The sequence below is a fragment of the Nicoliella spurrieriana genome (assembly GCF_023380205.1).
GTDB classification, from domain to species: Bacteria; Bacillota; Bacilli; order Lactobacillales; family Lactobacillaceae; genus Nicoliella; species Nicoliella spurrieriana.
Window position 1 is genome coordinate 761485 of record NZ_CP093361.1, and the last position, 26092, is coordinate 787576.

Annotated in this window: 15 protein-coding genes and 1 pseudogene; 12 read left to right on the plus strand and 4 right to left on the minus strand. The window is 46.2% G+C overall.

The window, feature by feature from the left end; translation table 11 throughout:
- Positions 1-135: 135 nt before the first annotated feature.
- The 7 genes from MOO44_RS04465 (at position 136) to MOO44_RS04495 (ending at position 16314) form a co-directional block, all read left to right on the plus strand.
- Complete coding sequence (locus tag MOO44_RS04465) at positions 136-492, plus strand: iron-sulfur cluster biosynthesis family protein (RefSeq protein ID WP_260117214.1); 357 nt, start codon at positions 136-138, stop codon at positions 490-492.
- Between the two features lie 130 nt (positions 493-622).
- Entirely contained in the window at positions 623-1279 is a 657-nt protein-coding gene (locus MOO44_RS04470) for an SDR family oxidoreductase (RefSeq protein ID WP_260117215.1), read from the plus strand.
- 94 nt (positions 1280-1373) lie between these two features.
- Positions 1374-2996, plus strand: coding sequence for an ABC-F family ATP-binding cassette domain-containing protein (locus tag MOO44_RS04475; protein WP_260117216.1), 1623 nt, complete (start codon positions 1374-1376; stop codon positions 2994-2996).
- Positions 2997-3065: 69 nt separating this feature from the next.
- Positions 3066-3767, plus strand: a complete 702-nt coding sequence (locus MOO44_RS04480) for a class A sortase (RefSeq protein ID WP_260117217.1) — start codon at positions 3066-3068, stop codon at positions 3765-3767.
- 84 nt (positions 3768-3851) lie between these two features.
- Positions 3852-4598, plus strand: a complete 747-nt coding sequence (locus MOO44_RS04485; RefSeq protein WP_260117218.1) for a hypothetical protein — start codon at positions 3852-3854, stop codon at positions 4596-4598.
- 194 nt (positions 4599-4792) lie between these two features.
- Entirely contained in the window at positions 4793-10495 is a 5703-nt protein-coding gene (locus MOO44_RS04490) for a glycoside hydrolase family 70 protein (protein WP_260117219.1), read from the plus strand.
- A gap of 80 nt (positions 10496-10575) precedes the next feature.
- Positions 10576-16314, plus strand: coding sequence for a glycoside hydrolase family 70 protein (locus MOO44_RS04495; RefSeq protein WP_260117220.1), 5739 nt, complete (start codon positions 10576-10578; stop codon positions 16312-16314).
- A gap of 61 nt (positions 16315-16375) precedes the next feature.
- On the opposite strand, the gene MOO44_RS04500 is transcribed toward MOO44_RS04495, so the two are convergent.
- On the minus strand, positions 16376-17686 hold the full coding sequence (locus MOO44_RS04500) for a DUF5776 domain-containing protein (RefSeq protein WP_260117221.1): 1311 nt from the start codon (positions 17684-17686) through the stop codon (positions 16376-16378).
- A 226-nt stretch (positions 17687-17912) separates the two neighbouring features.
- Here MOO44_RS04500 and MOO44_RS04505 point away from each other — a divergent pair, with 226 nt between their 5' ends.
- Both MOO44_RS04505 and MOO44_RS04510 read left to right on the plus strand, forming a co-directional pair.
- Positions 17913-18458, plus strand: a complete 546-nt coding sequence (locus MOO44_RS04505; RefSeq protein WP_260117222.1) for a TetR/AcrR family transcriptional regulator — start codon at positions 17913-17915, stop codon at positions 18456-18458.
- A gap of 16 nt (positions 18459-18474) precedes the next feature.
- Positions 18475-19023, plus strand: coding sequence for a TetR/AcrR family transcriptional regulator (locus MOO44_RS04510; protein ID WP_260117223.1), 549 nt, complete (start codon positions 18475-18477; stop codon positions 19021-19023).
- 33 nt (positions 19024-19056) lie between these two features.
- Here MOO44_RS04510 and MOO44_RS04515 read toward each other — a convergent pair whose 3' ends face one another.
- Positions 19057-19242, minus strand: a complete 186-nt coding sequence (locus MOO44_RS04515; protein ID WP_260117224.1) for a hypothetical protein — start codon at positions 19240-19242, stop codon at positions 19057-19059.
- A gap of 41 nt (positions 19243-19283) precedes the next feature.
- Positions 19284-20504 carry a DUF2075 domain-containing protein gene (locus tag MOO44_RS04520; RefSeq protein WP_260117225.1) on the minus strand — a complete coding sequence of 407 codons (1221 nt, stop codon included), beginning with the start codon at positions 20502-20504 and terminating at the stop codon, positions 19284-19286.
- A 303-nt stretch (positions 20505-20807) separates the two neighbouring features.
- Here MOO44_RS04520 and MOO44_RS08725 point away from each other — a divergent pair.
- Positions 20808-20912: pseudogene (locus MOO44_RS08725) on the plus strand (KxYKxGKxW signal peptide domain-containing protein); the annotation flags it as partial.
- A gap of 59 nt (positions 20913-20971) precedes the next feature.
- Here MOO44_RS08725 and MOO44_RS08730 read toward each other — a convergent pair.
- Positions 20972-21553 carry a magnesium transporter MgtE N-terminal domain-containing protein gene (locus tag MOO44_RS08730; RefSeq protein WP_423802929.1) on the minus strand — a complete coding sequence of 194 codons (582 nt, stop codon included), beginning with the start codon at positions 21551-21553 and terminating at the stop codon, positions 20972-20974.
- A gap of 898 nt (positions 21554-22451) precedes the next feature.
- Between MOO44_RS08730 and MOO44_RS04530 the strand changes: the two genes are divergently transcribed.
- Entirely contained in the window at positions 22452-24035 is a 1584-nt protein-coding gene (locus MOO44_RS04530) for a KxYKxGKxW signal peptide domain-containing protein (RefSeq protein ID WP_260117227.1), read from the plus strand.
- 222 nt (positions 24036-24257) lie between these two features.
- Positions 24258-25874: a KxYKxGKxW signal peptide domain-containing protein gene (locus MOO44_RS04535; RefSeq protein ID WP_260117228.1), complete on the plus strand. Its 1617-nt coding sequence runs from the start codon at positions 24258-24260 to the stop codon at positions 25872-25874.
- The last annotated feature ends 218 nt before the right edge of the window (positions 25875-26092 follow it).

The window sequence follows — 26092 nt, forward strand, 5'->3', positions numbered from 1 at the left end:
GACTTACCACTACCGGACGAATCACCACCGCACTTACCACCGTCGGTAAATTGATTTGCGTACAACATAATTGACAGGCTACAAATCCTGGGTATGATAGTTAATGTAGATTAAATTTAAAGGGGGATTTTAATAATGAAAATGGTAATTACCGCTGAAGCTAAGGCGAAGATCGAAAAGGTTGCCGGACCACACACGAAGTTACTATTGAGCTTAGATGACGGGGTCGGCCCATTCTCAGACGTCGGTTCATGTGCAGTCGATACTTCCTTTGACCTGGTCGTGGTCGATGCAGATTTAGATGTCCCTGATTTCAACAAAATAATTGACAGTAACATGGGTCCAGTTTATTATAAAGATTATTCAGGACAATACGTCGATGCACCAGGATTGACATTGACGGTTCAATATAACCAATTGGCGCTTAAGAACGACAGTGGGTTGATTGATTCAGGAGTGGCAATCTTGGATAAAACAAAGGCACCCAAATAATTTTGCAATCAGGTTAACTTCGTTTGAAGTTAACCTTTTTGTTTTCTTAAGAATTGAAGGCGTGTCGGTATAATTAATTGGCCATCATTGATACAATAATGACATTGAATCAATTAAGGAGGCAATTGAAATGGCAAATGTTTTAGTAGTAGGCGCCCACGGTCACGTGGGGAAGTTAATTGTGGCTAAGTTAGCAAAGGCTGGTGAACAGGTCTTTGCCGGCTTCCGGTCTGAAGCCCAGTTCCAGACGGTGGCGAACATCGCAAACGTTACCCCGGTCGAATTCGACTTGACCGCGGCGCCCGAAGCAATGGCGCAGGTCTATAGTACCCACCACATCGATACGGTCGTCTTTAGTGCCGGCTCTGGTGGTAGTACCGGCGATGACATGACCCTGCTAATTGACTTAGATGGTGCGGTCAAGACGATGGATGCCGCAAAGCAAGCGGGTGTGCAGCGCTACGTGATGGTCAGTGCAGCCGGCGCTGACGACCGCAGCTTTTGGCCTAAGTCAGGCTTGCACACTTACTATGTTGCTAAGCACTACGCCGATCGGATTTTGAAGGCAAGCGCCTTGGACTACACGATCGTGCGGCCGACCCTGTTAACTAACGATGCGGGGACCGGCAAGATTGCCGTCAACGGGGCACGCCTCGGTGGCTCGATTCCACGTGACGACGTAGCTTCAACCGTCGTTGCGGTGCTCAAAGATCCTAATACCGCGCGGAAGATTTACCAAATTACCAGTGGCGATGACGCCATTGACGCTGCTTTGCGTGTTGAGTAGTCCCAACGGTTATGGTAAAGTAATAATAAGTAAATTGTCGCAAACAACGTCCTAGTGCCTAGTTGCCGGGGCGCTTTGTGTATGGAGGATTAATATGATAACTGTTAGTAACATGGGCCTGCATTTTTCTGGTAAGAAGCTCTACGAAAACGTTAATTTAAAGTTCACTCCCGGAAATTGTTACGGGGTGATTGGGGCCAACGGGGCCGGTAAATCAACCTTTTTGAAGCTGCTTGAAGGGAAAATCCAACCCACCAGCGGAAGCATTTCAATTGGTGAACACGAGCGGATGTCGAGTTTAAATCAAGATCACTACGCATTCGAAGAGTTCACCGTCTTAGACACCGTCATCCAGGGTTACAAGAAGCTCTACGATATCATGAAGGAAAAGGATGCGCTCTACGCCAAGCCTGATTTTTCTGATGAAGATGGGGTCCGCGCGGCTGAATTGGAGGGTGAATTCGCCGAAATGGACGGCTGGAACGCCGACTCCGAAGCTTCACAACTATTGCAAAGCATGGGAATTCCGGAATCGATGCACGGCTTAAAGATGAGCGAATTGACTGAAGGTCAAAAGGTGAAGGTCTTACTCGCCCAAGCATTATTCGGCAAGCCCGATATCTTATTGCTGGACGAACCGACCAACGGGCTCGATAACCACACCGTTGAATGGCTCGAACACTTCTTGGAAGACTACCCGAATATCGTGATCGTGGTCTCCCATGACCGGTACTTCTTAAACCAAGTTTGTACCATGATGTGTGACGTGGACTTCCAAAAGATTCAAATGTACGTTGGAAACTACGACTTCTGGCTCAAGTCCAGCCAATTAGCTGCCAAGCTAAAGGCTGATTCCAACGCCAAAAAGGAAGATCAAATTAAGGAATTAAAGGAATTTATCGCCCGCTTTAGTGCGAATGCTTCCAAGTCCAAGCAAGCGACCTCCCGGAAGAAGCAATTGGACAAGATTTCTTTGGATGACATTCAGCCATCCTCGCGGAAGTATCCGTTCATTAACTTCGAGACCGAACGTGAGATTGGAAATGACTTATTGCGGGTCGACAAGGTCTCAAAGACCATCGATGGGGTCAAAATCTTAGACAACGTGACCTTTACGCTTCGGCCGGGTGAAAAGACGGCCATCATTAGCCGTAATGACCTGGCTGCAACGACGATGATGCAAATTATCGCCAGTGAAATCGAGCCCGACAGCGGGAGCGTGACTTGGGGGCAGACCACCAAGCGGTCCTACCTACCAAAGAACTTCAACGCCGAATTTGAGGGCAGCCACCTCTCGATCATGGACTGGTTACGCCAGTTCGCACCGAAGGAAGAAAGTGACAACACCTTTATCCGCGGGTTCTTAGGCCGGATGTTGTTCTCAGGCGATGCCGTTGACAAGCAGGTCGACGTGTTGTCCGGGGGTGAAAAGGTCCGCTGCATGCTTTCCAAGATGATGCTGCAAAAGGCTAACGTCCTCTTGTTCGATGACCCGACGAACCACTTGGATATGGAATCGATTACGGCCTTAAATGATAGCTTGATCGCATACCCGAGTTCGATCATCTTTACTTCCCATGACCACCAGTTCATTCAAACGATTGCTAATCACATTATCGAAATTTCCGATAAGGGCATCGTTGACCGGGCGGACACGAAGTACAATGACTTCTTGGATAACTCAGACATTCAAAAGCAAGTCGCAAAAATCTATTAATATTAAGGGGGATTGGCAGTTGGTGCCAATCCCTTTTTTGCTCTATAATGGGCGCATGGAGGGATGGATATGAGGAAAAAATGGCAACTCTGGGTCGCCATCATCCTATTGGTGGCGGGACTGGCACTACTTAGCATTGAGCCGGTCAAAACCGCACTAGTAGCGGGGTATCGACCGACAGTTACGCACGAACAGGCCGCAAAGAACCAACGCCAGACTAAGCAGGCGAATTATAATATGAATCAGGTCAAGGCGGTGACGATGAACCAAGTCATTAACGCCCGCTTGCACGCCAAGGACGTCAAGCCGGTCGGCCAGATTTTGGTCCCCACTGCTGATGTGCATTTACCAATCGCTTTGGGGGTTGCAAACAACACGTTGATGCTTGCGGCCGGGACGATGCGTGCCGACCAACAGATGGGGAAGGGTAATTACGCCCTGGCTGGCCACCACATGTTGAACAAACAGGCGTTATTTTCGCCGTTGTACTACAAGGCCCGGGTGGGCACAAAGGTCTATTTGACCGATATGAACAAGGTATATCAATACCAGATTACGACCCGTAAGATCATTAGCCCCTACGACGTGCAGGTAATTGATAACACCAAGCAGCCACTAATTACGTTGATCACTTGTAACGACAGCGGGAGCAAGCGCTTATTGCTGCGGGGCAAATTGATCGCTACGATGGCGTTAAAGCAGGCGCCGGCAGCGGTGGTCAAGCTGTTGCATCAAAAAACGAATAATTATAACGTTTTGGCGGGCTATTAAAATGATAAATAATGTTGACATCTTTTGTAATTTTATTAAGAAAATGATATATTTATTATGATTAATTTAAGGAGATGGATACATATGAAGATTAAAAAGACGCTATTAATGACGGCTTTATCACTCACGTTAGTGGCTCCCACGGTACTAGGGGCCTTCAATAGTGAAGCCCAAGTGACCGTTAACGCCGCTAAGAAGCACAAGGCGAAGTCACACAAGGCTAAGAAGACGACTAAAAAGACTAAAAAAACGACTAAGAAGGCTAAGAATGGCAAGGTCAAAAAGGTGAAGAAGACTACCAATACGACCACCACGACTACGACGACGAACCCAACAACTACTACGACGACCCAAACGCCAACGACCACGACGTCCACTGCGACGGCGTCGACGCCAGCAGCCCAACCAGCTGGCAACAGTGATCAAACTGCATTCAATAATGCGGTCGGCCCACTAGCGGTCTACGCTAACCCCGGGGGCCAAAACACCTACATCGTAGGAAATGGGACCCAGTTTAACAAGGGTAATTACACGGACTATCGGGATGCATTGAACGCCCTTACGACTGACATGGGGAGTACCGATGCTTACGATAACACTAACTACGGGAACAAGGCCGTTCAAGAATTTCAACAACAGGCTTCCCAATTAGCACAAGCATTCAACGGCCGCTTCTCCAGTTATGACAATCAAGTCATTTCCCAAGCAGCTTCGCGGGTGCAACAAAACTGGGCTAACTCAATGACCAGTTCATCTGCACGGGACCAACAATGGAATAACGTTCAAAACCTATTGAACGCCATTAGTGGTGGTTTCAGTAAGTTGAACTAATCGTTAAATAATTAGCAATTGAATTCATGAAGCCCGGCTATTACTTTGGATAGTCGGGCTTTTTACATATTTTTAAAAGTCAGGTTAATTCAAACTTTAAAAATCTTTAAACAATTTAAATATTTTGTTACAATATTAATGAGTTAAATTGGACGGCAGTGTTTGATATATCAGCTGTTTACGGAGGAATTATTATGAATAAGAACACTAATAATAAAGCAAGTAATAATAAAATTCACTATCAAAAATTTGATTATAAGGTTAATGGTTTAAACAAAAAGTGGGTGCTTTCAGGAATTGCGACCACCTTCTTTTTGATGGGGATTAGTCAGGTAAATGCCCATGCCGATGAAAAGCCGACCGACACGACTGCGGTGACGAACACCACCACCCAAAGTGCTTCGACTGATAACACTACGACACCTAGTTCATCAGCTAATAACAACTCCACTACGGTTAGTTCAAACACTACGACCAATAATTACAATCCGTCGAATGGGGCCACGCCATCCACCAATTACTCCCCATCTAATAATTACACTCCATCAAACACAGCTAATTCGTCCAGTAGTGATCAATCCACGACCGGCAGCTCGAGTGCAAGCTCCAGTAGTGCGACTGCATCTAGTACTGCATCCAGTTCTAGCACAACCAGCACGAATGCTAGCTCTACAGCTAGTCAATCAGCCGAATCCAGTGCTAGTGCATCTGCCAGTGTTAGTTCCTCATCGGACAGCACCTCCAGTTCAAGTGCCAGCACTTCCGTAAGTGCATCTGCCAGTGCCAGTTCCTCATCGGACAGCACCTCTAGTTCGAGTACCAGCGCCTCGGCCAGTGCTTCCGCTAGTGCTAGTTCCTCATCGAACAGCACCTCCAGTTCGAATGCCAGCGCCTCGGCCAGTGACTCCGCCAATGCCAGTTCCTCATCGGACAGCACCTCCAGTTCGAGTGCCAGCGCTTCGGCCAGTGACTCCGCCAATGCCAGTTCCTCATCGGACAGCACCTCCAGTTCGAGTGCCAGCGCTTCGGCTAGTGACTCCGCCAGTGCTAGTTCATCATCGGATAGCACCACCAGTTCCAGTGTCGATTTCTCAGCTAGCGCCACGAGTGCATCGAATTCAATCGTCATCATTGCATCCGGCAGCTACAACCCCCTTAGCTCAGCTTCCGGCTCTATTAGCGGTGCCACCAGTGCAGCGAGTGCAAGTAGTTCCGCTGCGGACAGTAGCTTTAGTGGCATCCAAGTGCCTGCTGATCCGACCGTCATTAGTCCAAATATCAAGGCCGTGGATGGGACTTATCACTACTACAACAATAGCGGCGAAATGCAAAAAAACGTCATCGTTAACAACGGCAATCAAATTGCCTACTTTGATAATAATGGAAACTACGTTGCACTAAGTAACAGTTTGCCAAGCACCACCGTTACCACTGTCAATAATACTTATGCACCATACAATGCGATCTACAGTCTCGATAGCAGTAACGTGACGACGACCAACGGTTTCTTGACCGCCGATAGTTGGTACCGGCCAACGGAAATCCTGCGCGATGGGACCACCTGGGAAGCATCGACGACTGCTGATTTCCGGCCACTCTTAATGGTCTGGTGGCCCGACAAGCAGACCCAGGTCAACTACTTAAACTACATGAAGGCCAACGGCCTTAGTGACGTTGCCTACACTGATAACGACAGTCTCGATGACCTCTTGACCGGGGCCCATAACGTCCAAGCCGCAATTGAAAAGAAGATCTCCGCTAATAACGGGAACACCGATTGGCTCAAGACCTTGATCTCAAACTTTGTTAACACCCAATCGATGTGGAATTCCGCCAGTGAATATGGTTCGGCTAACGATGGGTACCAGGGTGGTACGTTGGCCTTCGTCAACAACGCCTTGACCCCGTACGCTAATTCTGACTACCGGTTGGTTAATCGCTCACCGGCAATGCAGACCGGGACTGCTAAGTACAATTATGATTCATGGAACGGGTCTGAATTCCTGTTAGCCAACGACGTGGATAACTCGAACCCCATCGTGCAGGCCGAAGATTTAAACTGGCTACACTACATGATGAACATCGGGACGATTACCCAAAACGACCCGAGTGCAAACTTCGATGGGATCCGGTTGGATGCCGTTGATAACATGGACGCCGATTTATTGCAGATCATTTCCAATTACTTCAAGGATGCTTATCAAACCAACGCCAGTGATGCGAATGCGAATAACCATCTGTCGATTTTGGAAGACTGGAGTAAAAACGACGCCTACTATAATAAAGATAACGGGCAAAACCAACTCACGATTGATGACTACTTCGTCTTTAACTTGAACAAGGTCTTAAATGCCGACCCGAGCGCGCGGACCGACATCAGTAATTTGATCGACGGTAGCTTAGTAAACCGGACCGACGATAGTACTGAAAACACCGCGATTCCAAACTACACGTTCGTGCGGGCCCATGATAGTGGGGTCCAAGAAAAGCTCTTCAAGATCATCAACGACCAAATCGACCCGTCATCGACCGGGTATAACGCCACCCAACAAGAATTGGACGAAGCCTTGAAGATCTACGATCAAGACATGAACTCCACTGATAAGAAGTACAATTACTACAACATCCCATCATCGTACGCCCTGTTGTTGACCAACAAGGACACGGTCCCACGGGTGTACTACGGTGATATGTACACTGACGATGGCCAATACATGGCTAATAAGTCACTGTACTTCGATGCGATCCAATCGATGCTGACCGCCAGAATTAAGTACGTTGCTGGAGGCCAAGCAATGGCGATGGCTAACAACGGCGTGCTAACTTCCGTGCGGTACGGGAAGGGCGCTGACACCGCGACTGACCAGGGGGATGCTGAGACGCGGAACTCCGGAATTGCGGTCGTTGAAAGCAACAATCCCAAATTACAAAACACCCAGGTCACCATCAACATGGGGGCTGCGCACAAGAACCAAGCCTACCGGCCACTGCTGTTGACCACTGACGGTGGGACGCAGGAATATGATACCGATGACGCTGCCAAGGACGACGTGATTTACACCGATGCCAACGGGAACTTGACGCTGAGTGCTGACCAAGTTAAGGGTTACAGCAATCCGCAAGTCTCCGGATACCTTTCAATGTGGGTCCCAGTCGGCGCCAGTGCCACCCAAGACGTTCGAACGGCACCATCGACGACCCAAAGCACCGATGGGGAAACGCTGCACTCGAACGATGCGTTGGATTCCAACGTCATCTTCGAAAGCTTCTCGAACTTCCAATCGATGCCACAAACCACTGATCAATATGAAAACGTAGTCTTGACCAAGGTGGCCCCAATGCTCAAGCAGTGGGGAGTCACTTCCGTGCAAATGCCACCACAGTACCGCTCCGTTGACGGCAACGAATTCATTGATGCGACCGTGAAGAACGGGTACGCCTTTAGTGACCGGTATGACATTGGTTATGGCACTCCTACGAAGTACGGGACGGCCCAACAACTGACCGATGCAATCAAGGCATTGCACAGTCAGGGGATTCAAGCAATTGCCGACATCGTGCCGAACCAGTTGTACGACTTGAACACCCCCGAAGTGGTTGCTGCTACTAGACAGAACCAATTCGGTGCTTCCACTGGTGAATCTTCCATCTACAACGATTTATACTACGCGAAAACGACCGGTGGCGGGACCTACCAACAACAATATGGTGGGGCTTTCTTAAGCCAATTGGAACAGGAGTACCCAGACCTCTTTACTGATATTCAAATTTCGACTGGCAAGCCGATCGACCCAAGCACGTTGATCAAGCAATGGTCCGCTAAGTACCTAAATGGAACCAACATCCAGGGCCGGGGTGCCGACTACGTGCTAAGAAATGCTGGGAATAACCAGTACTTCATGGACGGAACCCAGGGGACGAACCTGCCTAATCAATTACTAGGTACCAGTGTCCAGACCGGGTTCGATAATGATAACGGGGACGTTGCATACTACACGATGAGTGGGCAAAAGGCCGTCAGTGCTGCGGTGAGCGTCGATGGCGATTCATACGCGTTTGATGCCAATGGCAACATGCTGACGGGTGAATACACCAGCGATGGGACCGAATACCTGGCATTGCCAGATGGAAAACGGGCTGCCAACGTCTTCTACAATGACAACGGGCAGTTGAAGTACTTCACCACCAATGGGAGTCTCTTTACCAACGGCTTCATCAGTAACCCTGCTAACCCATATGAATTCTACTACTTTGGTAGTGACGGGGTTGCCGTAACAGGACCGCAAACGATTAACGGCAGCAAGCTCTACTTTAACAGCGATGGGATTCAAGTGAAGGGTCAATTTGTACAAAATCCAGACCAAAGTTGGTCATACTATGACGCCAATAGCGGCAACATGCTAACTGGGAGTCAAACGATCAACGGCCAACGGCTGTACTTCGACGCCAATGGTGAACAGGTGAAGGGCCAAATTGTCTCCATCGGTGGTAGACAACAATACTTCGATGGGACTTCCGGGACCCTCGTTACTAATCAAAATGTGACCACCAACGGTCAGACCTACTATGCGAACTCTGAAGGGGTCTTAAGTCGGGTTGGTTCTGAAAGTAGTGATAGCGACACTTCCAGTTCCGCTAGTGCAGCCACCAGCAGCGCACCGATTTATAACGCATCCGGGGCCGCCACTGGTAACTACAGCCCATCTGGTTCAACCAGTGGGAACGACAAGCCGGCCACTAGCACCACCAGCAGTAATGCTAGCACGGCTAGTGTCCAATCCAGTTCTGCTACCAGCAGTGTGAGTGCTTCCAGTGCGCAATTCAGTTCTGCTACCAGCAGTAGTGCTAGCTCCTCGAGTGCGCAATCAAGCTCCGCTACCAGCAGTAGTGCTAGCTCCTCGAGTGCGCAATCAAGCTCTGCTACCAGCAGCAGCGCCAGCTCGTCGAGTGCGAAGTCGAGCTCCGCTACCAGCAGTAGTGCCAGCTCCTCGAGTGCACAATCCAGTTCCGCTACCAGCAGTAGTGCCAGCTCCTCAAGTGCGCAATCGAGCTCCGCTACCAGCAGTAGTGCCAGTTCTTCGAGTGCGCAATCCAGCTCCGCCACTAGCAGTAGCGCTAGTTCTTCGAGTGCGCAATCCAGCTCCGCTACCAGCAGTAGCACTAGTTCCTCGAGTGCCAAGTCGAGCTCCGCTACCAGCAGTAGCACCAGCTCCTCGAGTGCGCAATCGAGTTCTGCCACCAGTAGTGCTAGTGCTTCCAGTGCGCAATCGAGCTCCGCAAATGGCTTCATGCCATCCTATAACTTCAAAACGCTAATCTCCAGCAATAGCAGTAGCAGTCAATCAGCTAGCGCCCAAAGCGTTAGCTCCGTGACCCCGAGTGCCAGTGCAAGCAGCGCGGTTCAATACGTAAGTAGCACCGACTTCCCTGATGATTACGATCAATGGAATCAACAGACGGCCAAGAGTGCTGATACCACCACCGTCAAAAGCGCAAAGGCGACTGCGAAGGAGAAGTTGGATGCCGCCATTCAGAGTTTATCAGACATTGAAAAACTCCTCGATGAATCCAACACCAGTGCGAACAAACGGAAGTACGATAAGGCATTAAAGCAGTATTACTACGATGAAAAGGCATACTTGAAGATTGCTAAGCTCTACAGTAGTCGGTATTACCATGACTTCGATAGTGTCACTTCGGTCGTTAAGCTCAAAAAGGTGGCATATTCCCATTCCTCAAAGAAATTCACGAAGCAAAGTCGCGTGAAGAAATTTAAGAAGGGGACCGAATTAAAGGTCAAAGACATTGTCAGCCGGGGCAAGATGACCCGCTTGGTACTAAGTAATGGTAAGTACATTACCGGGCTGAAATCATTTGTAAGTCTCAAAAAACGTTAATTAATAATGGCAACAAGCGTCGTTAGGGTCATTCCTATGGGCGCTTGTTTACTACATAGAATAGATTTGGAGATCCCGCTATGAAATATAACCAATTTGAATATCGCAACCACTATCAAATGTATAAGTCTGGGAAAACCTGGGTCGTTGCTGGAATTGCCACGATCGGAATTTCAATCGCGACTGAAATGCACGTGGCTAATCAGGCCTTTGCGGATACTAACCAACCGCAAACGGTGGTCAACCAGGATCAGGGGAGCAGTGCGACTGCTTCGGCTGATCAACCTGCAGCTAGTTCCAGTAGTGCCCCGGCCGACCCGGCCGCCACGACCAGCGAATCAAGCACCAGCAGCCCCACCAGTGAAGCGCCTGCTACCGAAACTACCGCCAGCCAATCGGCCTCCAGTGCAGTTGCCAGTGCCATTACTGCCAGTGACTCCAGCGCACCCATTAGTTCTGCGTCGAGCAGTGAGACCACTAGCGCAATCACTTCGAGCAGCGCTAGTTCCAGTGTTGCTACCAGTAGTGCCAGTTCAAGCACCACGGCCAGCAGCAGTAGTAGTGTCGAGTCAGTTACTGACCGTAACTTAGGCAGTAGTAGTTCCGATTCACTAGGTTCCGGTGCGATTAGTGCTGCGGCCATCAATAGCGGAAATGCAGTGAAGAACGGCTTTATCTTTAACCACAATAACTGGTACTATGCTGATGAAAATGGGAACTTAGTGACCGGCAAACAGGTGATTGATAATCAAACCCTTTACTTTAATGCCGATGGGACCCAGTTAAAAGGGAATTTCTTGACCAATGATGGCAATAAGGAATACTTTGACCCCAATAACGGGGCGATGCTCAAGCGTTCGTTCTTTTCATTTGCGAACCAGTGGTACTATGCCGACGAAAACGGCAACGTGGTGACCGGGCCCCAAACGATTGATAATGCGACGTTATACTTCAACGCCGACGGTTCACAGGTCAAGGGCGGCTTTGTTTTAAATGACGGGCATAATCAATATTATGATCCCAATAATGGAGGCTTGGTCAAAAGCAGCTTCTTCTTAAATCAATCTCATTGGTACTACTCCGATGCAAATGGCGACGTTGTCACGGGCCTGCAGACCATTGATGGCAACACGCTGTACTTCAACGCCGACGGTTCACAGGTCAAGGGCGAAGTAGTTAATGATAACGGCAAGCAGCTGTACTTTGACCCCAACAGCGGGGGATTAGTGAAGGATAACTTCATCTCATTAAATGGCAAGTGGTACTACGCGGATGCTGACGGCTCGATCGTGGATAATCCCACGACCATCAAGGACGGTCTGTTCGTTGCCAACGGGAATTTGTATTACCACGACCCGACGACGCAACAACTAGTGAAGGGCCAAATTCTAAATGTAGACGGGAACCTGTACCAATTCGATAGCGCTACCGGGGCTGCGACTGCGCTCAACAACTACACGAACGGGAGTTGGAAGCAGGTCAAAGTGACCAGCAGTGACGGTAGCCAGGTCGATCGTTACCAATACCTGGATGCGAACGGCCAACCACTAACCGGCCTGCAAATGGTCAACGGGAGCCTCTTGTACTTTGACCCGACGACCGGGCTGCAACTAAAGGGTGGCGCTGCCAACGTTGATGGCGTGAACTACTACTTTGATGCCAACCTCGGCACCCTGGTGGGCACCGTCGATCAGGTCGTTAACAACGGGCAATATGTTACGAATAATGGCAATACCCAGTACGTCGACGCGTCCGGCAATCCGGTCAAGGGCCTGGTGGCGGTCAATAATAACCTGCAATACTTTGACCCGACCACTGGTGACATGGCGAAGAGCACCCAGATGGTGGCCAACGGGGCGACCTATTACTTTGACAAGGATGGCAACGGCCAATATCTCTTTACGAATACCGGCACCCCAGTTGCCAATGATTTTACCGAACATAACGTGGTCAACAGCACCGCTGCGAGTGACTTTACCAACACCGTGGACGGCTTTTTAACTGCGGACTCATGGTACCGGCCCAAATACATCTTAGCTGACTGCAGTAACTGGCGGTTATCCAACCCCGGTGAATACCGGCCGTTGATCACCACGTGGTGGCCAAATAAGAACGTCGAGGTGAACTACCTCAAATTGATGCAGAATAACGGGCTGTTGGCCAATAACGTGAACTACGATTTATTTACCGCGCAAAACGTGTTAGATAGCGCTGCCCAAACGGCCCAGGTAGCGATTGAGCAAAAAATTGCGCAGACCGGTAGCACCGATTGGTTAAATGACTTGTTGTTTAATGGCGACTCATCGTTCGTTAAGCAACAGTTTATTTGGAATAAGGATTCTGAATATCAATGGCAGGGGGATGCATGGTTCCAGGGTGGTTATTTAAAATACAATAATAGTCCGTTGACCCCGAATGTTAATTCTGATTATCGTAATTCTGGAAACCAATTTGATTTTTTACTGGCTAACGATATTGATAATTCCAATCCGGTCGTTCAGGCAGAAAATTTAAACTGGCTTTATTATTTAATGAACTTTGGAAGCATCACCACTAATGGAGCATCGCAGGATGCCAATTTTGATGGGGTCCGTTTAGATGCCGTTGACTTTATAAATAATGATGCAATTCAAAGAGCATATAGCTATCTGAAGGATGCTTATAATTTGACCAGTGATGCAAATGCCAATCAACATCTTTCAATTGTTGAGGCTGGTCTGGATGCCGGAACCACTAGTTTTGATAACAATGCTTTGACTGAATCTAACTTTAGAGTGGCAGTTAAGGATTCATTGTTGAATGGACCGGGCAAGGATTCATCGCTATCCAATTTAATTCAGGATATTGATAGTAACGTTGTGCTCGCTGATCACTCTGCTAATTCCACTGAGGCTGGAGTGCCGAACTACTCAATCATTCATGCCCATGATAAGGGGATTCAAGAAAATGTAGGGCAAGCAATTACTGACACCACTGGTGCAGACTGGACGAACTTCACTCCTGAGCAATTAAAACAGGGGTTGGCTGTGTACTATGCAGACCAACGGGCGACGATTAAAAAGTATAATGATTACAATATTCCAAGCGCCTATGCCATCATGCTCACTAATAAGAGCACCGTTCCGCGGGTATACTATGGTGATATGTATCAAGATGATGGCCAATACATGCAAAATCCAAGTATCTATTATGATGCGATTAACTCACTAATGTTAGCACGGAAAAAGTACGTTTCCGGTGGGCAGGCAATGAGCGTTGATAAAAACGGTTTCTTAACCAGTGTCCGGTTTGGGAAGGGCGCTAACAACAGTAGTGATGCCGGTGATAGTGATACTAGAACGCAAGGAATTGGATTAATTGTTAGCAATAATCCGAATGCTTCTTTAAGTGGGGGTAGTACGGTCAGCTTGAACATGGGGGCTGCCCATAAAAACCAAGCTTACCGGGCGTTAATGCTCACTACCAAGGATGGCATTCAAACCTATAATTCAGATGCAAACGCTCCCGTTGCATATACCGATGCCAATGGGGTCTTGACGTTTTCTAGTAATGATATCAATGGGCAAAGTAATACCGCAATTAAGGGGCAACTAAATCCACAGGTATCAGGATACGTTGCGGCCTGGGTCCCAGTCGGTGCGACTGCTGATCAGGACGCTAGTACGGCGCCATCAACGACAACGAACACCGATGGTAAAATTTTCCACTCCAATGCCGCGTTAGATTCAAATTTGATTTTTGAAGGTTTTTCTAACTTCCAACCAATGCCGACGACCCATGATGAGATGACCAACGTGGTAATTGCTAAAAATGCCCAACAGTTCAAAGATTGGGGAATTACCAGCTTTGAATTTGCGCCACAGTATAAATCAACTAAGGACAATACGTTCGTTGATTCAACCATTCAAAATGGATATGCTTTTTCTGATCGATATGACTTAGGATTAAGTGGTGATACCAAATATGGGGATGCGAACGACCTAAGAAATGCAATTAGTGCTCTTCATCAAACCGGAATTCAGTCAATTGCCGACGTTGTTTACAACCAACTATATGGATTAAATGGTAAGCAAGTCGTCTCCACTTCACGGGCTGGAGTAACTGGAAATGACGTTTCACTACCATTTGGTAACCAGCTATACGTTACGAACACCATTGGTGGTGGTCCGTATCAAGAACAATATGGGGGAGCGTTCCTAAAGCAACTCCAAGCAAAGTATCCAGATTTATTTAATGCTCAAACGTATAGTTACTATGTAAAGAATTATAGTAATAACGGTAGTGGACCAGCATACCTGACTGATGCACAAAGTACTAGATCCGCAATTCCTGATGATGAACCACTTAAGCAATGGTCAGCTAAATATATGAATGGGACCAACGTGTTAGGACTTGGAATGGGCTACGTGCTTAAGGATTGGAATACTGGTCAATACTATAAGATTGCTGGGGATGACTCATTCTTGCCAGATAGTGGGGCAACCACCGTACCAAGTAGCAGTGCTGCAGCTAGTGACAGCGTTGCCAGTTCTGCTAGTGCCTCATCAAGTGCAAGTAGTAGTGCAGTTTCGAGTGAATCTGCTAGTTTGTCATCAAGCGCAACCAGTAGCAGTGCTTCTAGTGAATTTGCCAGTGCCTCATCAAGTGCACCAAGTAGCAGTGCCTCCAGTAACTCTGCCAGTGCCTCATCGATCGCACAAAGCAGTAATGCATCTAGTGAATATACTAGTGCGTCATCCAGCGCACTAAGTAGCAGTGCTTCCAGTAATTCCGCTAGTGCATCGTCAAGCGCAACCAGTAGCAGTGCTTCCAGTAACTCTGCTAGTTCGTCATCGAGCGCCACGAGCAGTAGTGCATCCAGTAACTCTGTCAGTGCCTCATCGAGCGCCACGAGCAGCAGTGCATCGAGTAACTCTGCTAGTGCCTCATCAAGTGCACCAAATAGCAGTGCTTCCAGTAACTCCGCCAGTGCCTCATCCAGTGCCCAAAGCAGTAGTGCATCTAGTGGATCTGCTAGTGCATCATCCAGCACAACCAGTAGTAGTACTACGAGTAACTCTACCAGTTCCTCATCGAACGTAAAGAGTAGTAGTGCATCGAGCAATTCCACCAGTGCTTCATCCAGCGCCACGAGTAACAGCACTTCCAGCAACTCCACTAGCGCCTCAGCCAGCACCCAATCCGTTACTACCTTCACCGCCAGCTCGTCCAGCGCCCAAAGTAGTTCCGCGTCCGCACCGTTCTACAACTACAAAACGGTGGCATCGAGCAGCAGCGTCCCATCAGCTAGCTCACAAAGCGCAAGTTCAGTCAGTGCCGCTAGCTCCAGTAGTGCCGTGCAATCCGCAAGTAGCACTGCGCTTCCAAGCAGTACTGCCGAAACTACTGAGCAAAGCAGCGCTTCCGCTAAACCAACTGCCAAGCAAACTGCAAAGCAGCGCCTGGATGCTGCGATCGATAGCCTAACTGCGATTGAACAATTGCTCAGTGAAAACAATACGAGTGCGAATAAGCGCAAGTACGCAAAAGCACTGAACCAGTACTACTATCGCGAAAAAGTCTATCTAAAGGCCGCTAAGCTATACAGCAAGCTGTACTACTACGACTTTGACTACCTCACGACCACCGTCAAGCTCAAGCGGACGGCTTACGTTCACTCCGCAAAGCGGTTTACGAAGGGTAGTCGCATCCGGAAAATCAAACCGGGGACGAAGCTAAAGATCAAGCGCGTCGTCAGCCGGGGCAAGATGACCCGGTTCGTATTAAGTGATGGCCACTACATCACGGGCTTAAAATCATTCGTTCAGATGTTAAAATAATCCACAAAAAAATAAGCATTCCTAATCAACATTAGGGATGCTTATTTTATTTGCAATCAGCTTATTTAAAGAAACTCTTCATTCCAGTCACGTAGTTATTGCCCGTCACCTTGAAGACCGATGAATCATCAGAAGTGATCACGCTAAGCACTGACAAAGTGGTGCCCTTCTTAATCTTTTTGACCCGGTACTTCTTCACGAGGTCTTGATTATTGTAGGTATACAAAGTCTTCTTAGTCGTAATCGTCTTGAACGGCCCGTCAAATGAGTAGTAGTAATTCGAATTGTAGTTCCCGTTCGCAACTAGCAAGTCACGTTCGGCATCATTTAAAGTCTTAGTGGCCTTCTTAACCGCCTTACTGGTCTTAGCCCTCTTCAACGCGGCCTTGGCGGTCTTGACCTGCTTTTGTGCCTTTGCAATTGCTTGCTCTGCTGAATCAACATCGCTGGCGGCTGCGGAACTGGCAGCGGCGCTACTTTGGGCAGCACTCTTCGAAGCAGCGACACTACTTGCACTGGCGCTCTTCGCAGCACTCTTGGCCTTAGCCTTCGCAGCCTTTGAAGCCGCCTTGGATGCGGACTTTGTGGTCGTGGATGCTGCACTAGAAGTAGCTGAGGAAGTAGCACTAGCAGCCGAACTACTGGTAGCAGCTGAAGAACTAGCGACGGTGCCGCCACCCTCGGTCACGGCCTTATTAGCAAGGCCCAACACTAGGTTCGAAGCACTGCTCATTTGTGGCACCAGTGCATAGGCGCTGGTCATTAACCCCATTTGGACGTTGAATAACGAAGCGGCTTGGCTCGCAGCAGTGGAACCCTGGGCTAAACTGCCACCGTTTAAATTAGCGGCACTGGCGGTAATTGTTGTGACCCGCAATTGATCAGCGGTGTTGCTGGCAAGGGCGGAGAAGCTAGTCGCTTGACCGACCAAGGCTAACGCAGTCGAATTGGCGCTATTAGCAGCCGAGGCATCGTTACTAGCCGCTAGGTTAACCTTTGCTGCTGAATCAGCACTGCTTAATGCAGCTGAGTTAGCGCTGGCGTAACTATTCACCGCCTTGACCTGTTCGTCAATATTGGACTGTGCGATCGAAGCGGTACTGCTAAGCGTGAGCGTGTAAGCAAGGTACCCGGAAGTGGTGTTCACCGGAGCACTTGATGCTGACGAAGCCGAAGCTGATGATGAAGCTGCCGAACTCGCCTGGGACGTCACGGCCGCGGCACTGCTAGTGGTGGTCTTAGTGGCGGCGTTAACGGATGCACCCGCACCACCTGCAACCCCTAGTAATACGATTGATGATAAAATGACCCATTGTTTTTTGACCTTATGTAGCACTTTGTGGGCCGTTGGCATTTCTTTACGATTTTTCATTTTTAATTCAAACCTCCTATGGTAATATAATATAAAACCTTTATAACACAATCATTTTGATAATTCTATGATAAATAGTTGATTTAATCAGGATTTAATTTAAAAAATAGTTGAATGTGATTAATTTTCGTGCAATATATTGTTATAATGATAACAAAAGGTTAAGTTTATAGTAATCTTGGGGGATTAATGCTAAACCTATGTTTTAATAAAGTGAGGTGATTTGATGCTAAAGACCAAACGAATTGTTGCGGAAGCGTATTTAAGATTAGTATTGAGAAACACGATTTTAAATGTTAGTAATGATGACATCATTAACGAATCGGGCGTTTCACGGGGGACCTACTATAATAACTTTGGGAGCCAGCAAGAAATTCTAGATTACGTGCAAAATACCATGGTGGCTGAATTTGTCGATCCCATCCGGGACCGCTTAGCAGCCTTAGATGATGACGTCGACTTTGACCAAGCGGTTTCTGAAATTGCTCAGGTCAGCGTGCCATTGATTTACGACCACCAAGATCGAATTCAATTCTTAAACCAGTGTTCATTGAATAACATTTGGGAAAAGCCGCTTTTGCAGGCATTCAAACAGTTTATTAGTAAGAAGCTACCCAGCGACAAGTTAAATTCCAAGAACCTAAATATCATGATGAATTACATCATTATCATTATCGGAGCCTGGATTACCGAACCAGAGCCAGCTGATCCGGATACATTTATTGCTGAGTTTAACCAATTATACAAACAAACCATTACGGGATTAATCTAATCGGGGGATCTGTTCAATGACTACAAAATCCAAAACTAAGATTGTGAATGCATTCTTATCCTTGATTAATCAAAAGTCGATTCTGGATATTACCAATATTGATATCATCAATGAAGCGGACGTGTCGAAGGGGACTTTTTACCACCATTTCCACTCCAAAAATGAAATCATCCGGTATTCAGAGGAGCAGATTGACCAGCAGATTGTACATGCATTTATTAAAGAATATCGTCGCGAAAATAAGCCTGAATTGACTCCTGAGGTATTCGTGGACATTTTTAGCAAGACTGCCATTCCAATCGTCTACCAAAACCGGGATCAGATTCGGATCCTACACGGCAGCGACGTAAACGAAATTTGGCGCCATTACTTAGAAATTCATTACTTCCGTATCATGCGGCGCGTCTATCCGGATGACGATACTTTTCACATCCGGCTATTCATTAAATACGTGAATTTAGTCGTTTCCTTGTGGATTTCCGCATTAATTCCGATGGACGAAGCGGAATTTCAAAAGCGCTTCAAGGAACTACTTGAATCAAAGCTATTAATTAATAAAAAATAGGATTACTACCACACCTGCTGGTAGCAATCCTTTTTATTTCCGCTGATTACGAATGAACCTTACATAACTATAGATCAAAATAATTTCGACCGCGGATAACACGATTTCAATCACCGTATTGACCGTGTCCGGCAAGAAGCGCGTCAAGAAGAGGTAGTGGATCAACATAATTACTGCGACCACGACCAACGCACTTCGGAGCAAATTAAACTTCTTCAATGCAGTCACCTACCTTAATCAATACTCCCATTATACATGATTTAGGCATCTTGGTGTTGCTGCCAGAGCTGATTCAAGCGCACCCGTAACTTTGGATCGTGTACGAAGAGGTACAGCCCCTTTACCCCCCGCTTCATTAACACATTGACCGAATTAAGGACCAACGTCTGCTTGATCTGCTCAAACTCCTTCGGGTCTGTGATGTCCTTGCGTTTCTTCAACGATTCGGGATCGGTCAGCTTGCTTAGGTCCACGTAAACGTTGTCATCATCGTCCAGTTTAATCGGTGGCCCTAAAATGACGCCCACGTAGTTCAGATCGAAGCCCTGGCAGGTATACATCGAACCAACTTCGTTAATCGTCGACGGTAGCTCCGACCACGGCGTCTGGGTGTAATTATACTGGTCCCACGGGAGTTTGAAGTCGCCTTCAACGACGTAGTGCTTGCCACCATCCAAAGTCGATGGGTAGCCGGTCGTCGAAACGATCCGCGACAGTCCGACCTCCTGATTGCGCTTGACGATTTGCTTGCGCATCTCCTCGGCATCGTCAAAGAGACGGAAGTCATAGTTCTTACCAATATCGGCAGGGAAGGGGGTCAACTTACCATCGGTGAAGGTGTTGATCCACTTGACCAACCCGTCGCTGGCGTTCATGCGGAACTGGTGCTTTAAGTGGTACTCGCCGACCGTGTAGGGGGCAATTAACTGCTTGAGCCGGTCCACGGTCCAAAAGCTCTTCGTCCGCAGCACCTGCCGATGGTCAAAGACCAAAATGGTGATCTGCGAGCGCTTGATGATTTCAGCGAGTTGGTTATCCTGACGGAACTTATTGTACGCATCACGCTTGGATAACAATAGGTGGGCTTCATCAATTAGGGTGATGTCGGAATGGCCATCAGCCTTTGCCATTTGGTTAATGAACGACGTCGGGCGGTTAAAGTTCTTCTTTAGCACCCGCGCCTCATGGCCGGCGATTTGCTTGTAGACCTTGAGGATTTCAGGGTGGTTGACCAAGAAGTAGTTCTTAGTGCCCGCCAGTGGACCGTGCGAATCAGCACTCATCTGTTGAAAATCATAAAACAGTTGGCTTAAGATGACGCTCTTGCCAGTCCCTGCGTCCCCGTAGATGACGTAGACGGCGGGTTTTGAATCGTGAATGTGGGCGATGGCAAATTGCTTGATGCCATCGATCATTGATTGCTGTTCACCCGTCAATTGGTGGGTGTCGGCTTGTAACTTATTAACGGTAGAATTATCCATTATCGTTCCTCCTAACGGAATTGCTATTATTAATATAGGCCATTTATGACTAGATGAGAAATAAAAAGTAAAAAAATGACTTTAATGCGAGTAGCGATTATTCAACTACGATGCCCTGAATTAGCTGTAGCTACGGGGTTTGACGAACCAATTCATTTCTCACTTATAATTAGAAAGTGATATTTTTATTATAAAAATGGACTTTTTATTAAAAAATGGTTGCGTTTTAATTAGACGAGTGTTAGCATACTACTTGTAACATAATTCATATATATTTTATAACATATTTAGGGAGGTATTATTATGAAAAATAATAGTAAGGAACACTATCGTCTATATAAGTCAGGTAAGAGATGGGTTACTGCTATGATCGTTACGACAGCCGTAGCTGGTGCTGGGTTTGTAACGGCAAGCAACAATGCTGGTTCTACATATGGTAATGCTGTTACTGCTCATGCTGATGGCACTCAATCATCAGGCAGTGATACAAACAAGTCAGAAAGCAGTACTAACACATCCTCAACTGCATCAGGTGAGAGTGGAGCTAACACATCCTCAACTGCATCAGGTGAGAGTGGAGCTAACACATCCTCAACTGCATCAGGTGAAAGCGGTGCTAACACATCCTCAACTGCATCAGGTGAAAGCGGTGCTAACACATCCTCAACTGCATCAGGCGAAAGTGGAGCTAACACATCCTCAACTGCATCAGGTGAAAGCGGTGCTAACACATCCTCAACTGCATCAGGCGAAAGTGGAGCTAACACATCCTCAACTGCATCAGGCGAAAGTGGAGCTAACACATCCTCAACTGCATCAGGTGAGAGTGGAGCTAACACATCCTCAACTGCATCAGGTGAAAGCGGTGCTAACACATCCTCAACCGCATCAGGTGAGAGTGGAGCTAACACATCCTCAACCGCATCAGGCGAAAGTGGAGCTAACACATCCTCAACTGCATCAGGCGAAAGCGGTGCTAACACATCATCAAATGGCACAGGTACTAGCAGCACCGCGACACCATCGTCTGGTTCAAGTACCACTAGCACTACCCCATCAAGCAGTACTACACCTAGTGCCAGCTACTATGGTTACTCATACGCTAGCTTCACACCATCATTCAGCTACGCTACTCCATCTGCATACACACCAGCTTCATCCACTGCAACAAGTAGCGCACCTGCAACGACTAGTTCATCAGCAACTAGCGGATCATCTTCAGCCACTAGTTCTGCATCCAGTGCTGAATCAAGTAACTCATCCGCTGTAAGTGCTAGTTCAGCTCCTTCATCGTCCGCTACGACTTCTTCTGCATCAGCTACGCCATCTGCTAGTTCTGCTAAGAGCACTAAGTCAGATAAGGCTAAGACTTCAGAAGCTAAGAGTAAGAGTGTTAAGAAGTATAGAACTGCAGCCAACAAGGCTAAGCAGGCTGTAAATAAAGCGAAGAAAGCTGCCAAGAAGGCTAAAACAACAAAGGCCAAGAAAGCTGCCGCTAAGAAGGTTAAGGCTGCTGAGGCTAATTACAAAAAAGCAGTTAAGGCTTACAACGCCGCTAAATAGTTTTGATTAGGATACGGATTTCAATTAGGGACCGGTCGAGAGACCGGCCCTTTTTGTGATTCAATTAAATTTAGCGGAATTATATTGCTTCATCATATCGATCGTTTACTCCCAGAATAAAAATAAAATCCAGAGCAATATTTAATCATTGCTTAATTTTTAGTGGTATAATAATTATATAAACTACATAGAGGGGGAACCACAATTTAGATAGCAAATCTGATGCGGTTACATCTAATAAATGTCGTTAATTAACCACGAATTGAGCTTTGAACATCATTGGATTTTTATTAGGCAATGATTAATTTATTGCCAATATTGTTACAAATTTCATAAGTTTAGTGGTATCATAATAGAGTAATATATTTTAGGAGGTTTTTACCTATGAAAAACAATAATAAGGAACACTATCGTTTATACAAATCCGGTAAGAGATGGGTTGCAGCCATGATCATGACTGCTGCCGTAGCCGGTGTCGGTTTCGTAGCATCAACGAACGTACCAAGTGCACCATTTGCAGTGGCAGCACATGCAGATGTTGCTAATCCAGGACTTGTTGATTCGAATTATACTTCTCAAGTTAATTCAGCAGCTGGAGTAGCATCATCAGTATATGCTACCTCAGCAGTATCATCAGCATCATCAGCAGTATCATCAGCAACAAAAGTTGTAAGTAGCAAAGCTGATACTTACAGTTCTTTATCATCACAATCATTAGTAGTTAGCCTTGCATCATCAGCAGTTAGTTCTGCATCATCAAATGTAGATGCACAGACAAAGGCATCATCAAGTGCAAGTGATGAAGCATCAGCAGCATCAGTAGTAGCAGCATCAGCATCAGCATCAGCAGCAGCTGTATCTGCATCAGCAAACACTGTTATTAGCAGTGCTAGTGTTGTTGCTTCTAGTGCTTCTAGTGATGCTAGTGTTGCTTCAACTGCCGCTGTTAAAGATGCATCGTTATCAACGTCAGCATCAGCAACAGTGTCTTCTGCAGTAAAAGTTGAAGATTCTGCTAGTGCTGTACAATCAGCAGCATCATCAGCAGCATCATTAGCATTAAGTGAAGCAGCTTCATATTCAAGTGTAGCATCTTCAAAAGCTAGTGCTTCAAAGGGTGCATCAAGTGCATTAAGTACAGCAACTTCACTATTAGCTGATGCAAAAGATGCAGCAGCTAAATTCTCAACTGATGGTACTCCTACTAGTTCAGATGTAGCCAGTGCACGTAGTGAATTAGCATCTGCACAAAGCGAACTTGCATCAACAGTATCTGTTTACACGAATGTTACTGCTCCAGCATCTTCTGCAACTTCAGTTGTATCATCAATTGCTGCAGCAGCAAGTAGTGCATTTGGTGATTCATATGGTCAAACTAGCGTAGCTGCTGCTGTCAATAAGTTCAAAGCTAGGCTTAATGATTCATCATCATCATTATTATCATCAGCATCATCAGCATCATCATATGCTAATGCTTTACTTGCATCATCTAACCCATCAAATACATCAACTACTAGTGTGGTAGCACCAACCACTTACTACAACGCCCAATCAGCAACTTCATCCGCTGCTTCTAATGGGAACTACGTACCATACGCAAACTCATTGAACGGTTACTTGAACGGATCAGTATCAGCATCATCCGCTGCTAGTTCTGCTTCAAGCTCAACTAGTGCAAGCTCATCAGTTGCTAGCTCAAGTGTTGCAAAGACTGTTCCATCAACTGACTTCCCACAATACGAAGAACCAATCAAGCCATTAGTTCTTCCAGAAACTCCAGTTCTTAAGAGTGCTAAGAAAGCTGCTGCTAAGGTTGACGTAGCAGAAGCTAAGAGTGCTCTTGACAAGGCTAAGAAGTCAGCTAAGAAGGCTAAGACTTCAAAGGCTAAGAAGGCTGCTGCTAAGAAGGTTAAGGCTGCTCAAACTAAGTACAACAAGGCAGTTAAGGCTTACAAGGCTGTAAAATAATAATTGATTAATCTTTTACTTAAGGAGCTAGTTTTTACTAGTTCCTTTTTTATTTTTGTTACTATTAATATAGGACTATTAAATATAAAAATTAATTTCTTTGACGATGTTTTAAATGTATTTCTATGTACTTTTGTTACTAATAATGATAGAATGTACTTAATTAATTTAGTTTATTTACATAAGCTAGTTTGTTGTAAAATTACTAGGAGGTAATTCTTTATGAAGAATACTAATAAGGAACACTATCGTTTATATAAATCCGGTAAGAGATGGGTCGCAGCCATGATCATGACTGCTGCCGTAGCCGGTGTCGGTTTCGTAGCATCAACGAACGTACCAAGTGCACCATTTGCAGTGGCAGCACATGCAGATGTTGCTAATCCAGGACTTGTTGATTCGAATTATACTTCTCAAGTTAATTCAGCAGCTGGAGTAGCATCATCAGTATATGCTACCTCAGCAGTATCATCAGCATCATCAGCAGTATCATCAGCAACAAAAGTTGTAAGTAGCAAAGCTGATACTTACAGTTCTTTATCATCACAATCATTAGTAGTTAGCCTTGCATCATCAGCAGTTAGTTCTGCATCATCAAATGTAGATGCACAGACAAAGGCATCATCAAGTGCAAGTGATGAAGCATCAGCAGCATCAGTAGTAGCAGCATCAGCATCAGCATCAGCAGCAGCTGTATCTGCATCAGCAAACACTGTTATTAGCAGTGCTAGTGTTGTTGCTTCTAGTGCTTCTAGTGATGCTAGTGTTGCTTCAACTGCCGCTGTTAAAGATGCATCGTTATCAACGTCAGCATCAGCAACAGTGTCTTCTGCAGTAAAAGTTGAAGATTCTGCTAGTGCTGTACAATCAGCAGCATCATCAGCAGCATCATTAGCATTAAGTGAAGCAGCTTCATATTCAAGTGTAGCATCTTCAAAAGCTAGTGCTTCAAAGGGTGCATCAAGTGCATTAAGTACAGCAACTTCACTATTAGCTGATGCAAAAGATGCAGCAGCTAAATTCTCAACTGATGGTACTCCTACTAGTTCAGATGTAGCCAGTGCACGTAGTGAATTAGCATCTGCACAAAGCGAACTTGCATCAACAGTATCTGTTTACACGAATGTTACTGCTCCAGCATCTTCTGCAACTTCAGTTGTATCATCAATTGCTGCAGCAGCAAGTAGTGCATTTGGTGATTCATATGGTCAAACTAGCGTAGCTGCTGCTGTCAATAAGTTCAAAGCTAGGCTTAATGATTCATCATCATCATTATTATCATCAGCATCATCAGCATCATCATATGCTAATGCTTTACTTGCATCATCTAACCCATCAAATACATCAACTACTAGTGTGGTAGCACCAACCACTTACTACAACGCCCAATCAGCAACTTCATCCGCTGCTTCTAATGGGAACTACGTACCATACGCAAACTCATTGAACGGTTACTTGAACGGATCAGTATCAGCATCATCAGCTACTAGTTCTGCTTCAAGTGCTGCTAGCTCTGCTGCTTCATCAGCATCCTCAACTGAATCAAGCACTGCTAGTTCAGCATCATCAGCTACTAGCAAGAAGGCTAAGAAGGCTGGTACTTCTACTTCATCTAAGACCACTAAGGCTAAGAAGAAGACTACTAAGGCTGAAGTAAACAAGGCTAAGAAGGCTGCTTCAAAGGCTAAGAAGGCATCAACTAAGGCTAAGAGTGCAGTTAAGAAGGCTAAGACTACTAAGGCTAAGAAGGCTGCTAACAAGAAATACAAGGCTGCTACTAAGAAATACAAATCTGCTGAAAAGAAGTACAAGGCAGTATTAAAAGCTTACAAGAAATAATTACTAGTTAATTTTAGAATATCTGATTAACTATCTAATGATTTAATTGATTTAAGGCTAATTCCAATTCAGATTGGGATTAGCCTTTTTTATTTAGATAAGGAGTTTATATTTAAGATTGTTTCAACCCTATTCAAAACTTCTTAAATGTTTTTATATACTTTCTTAATAGTTAGTGCTAATATATAAATGTATTTATTGCTTAAGTATATTTTAGC

What these genes read in the sequence shown, in the direction of transcription:
- MOO44_RS04465 (WP_260117214.1), top strand. Translation starts at nt 136, where the DNA reads ATGAAAATGGTAATTACCGCTGAAGCTAAGGCGAAGATCGAAAAGGTT.
- MOO44_RS04470 (WP_260117215.1), top strand. Translation starts at nt 623, where the DNA reads ATGGCAAATGTTTTAGTAGTAGGCGCCCACGGTCACGTGGGGAAGTTA.
- MOO44_RS04475 (WP_260117216.1), top strand. Translation starts at nt 1,374, where the DNA reads ATGATAACTGTTAGTAACATGGGCCTGCATTTTTCTGGTAAGAAGCTC.
- MOO44_RS04480 (WP_260117217.1), top strand. Translation starts at nt 3,066, where the DNA reads ATGAGGAAAAAATGGCAACTCTGGGTCGCCATCATCCTATTGGTGGCG.
- MOO44_RS04485 (WP_260117218.1), top strand. Translation starts at nt 3,852, where the DNA reads ATGAAGATTAAAAAGACGCTATTAATGACGGCTTTATCACTCACGTTA.
- MOO44_RS04490 (WP_260117219.1), top strand. Translation starts at nt 4,793, where the DNA reads ATGAATAAGAACACTAATAATAAAGCAAGTAATAATAAAATTCACTAT.
- MOO44_RS04495 (WP_260117220.1), top strand. Translation starts at nt 10,576, where the DNA reads ATGAAATATAACCAATTTGAATATCGCAACCACTATCAAATGTATAAG.
- MOO44_RS04500 (WP_260117221.1), bottom strand. Translation starts at nt 17,686, where the DNA reads ATGAAAAATCGTAAAGAAATGCCAACGGCCCACAAAGTGCTACATAAG.
- MOO44_RS04505 (WP_260117222.1), top strand. Translation starts at nt 17,913, where the DNA reads ATGCTAAAGACCAAACGAATTGTTGCGGAAGCGTATTTAAGATTAGTA.
- MOO44_RS04510 (WP_260117223.1), top strand. Translation starts at nt 18,475, where the DNA reads ATGACTACAAAATCCAAAACTAAGATTGTGAATGCATTCTTATCCTTG.
- MOO44_RS04520 (WP_260117225.1), bottom strand. Translation starts at nt 20,504, where the DNA reads ATGGATAATTCTACCGTTAATAAGTTACAAGCCGACACCCACCAATTG.
- MOO44_RS04530 (WP_260117227.1), top strand. Translation starts at nt 22,452, where the DNA reads ATGAAAAACAATAATAAGGAACACTATCGTTTATACAAATCCGGTAAG.
- MOO44_RS04535 (WP_260117228.1), top strand. Translation starts at nt 24,258, where the DNA reads ATGAAGAATACTAATAAGGAACACTATCGTTTATATAAATCCGGTAAG.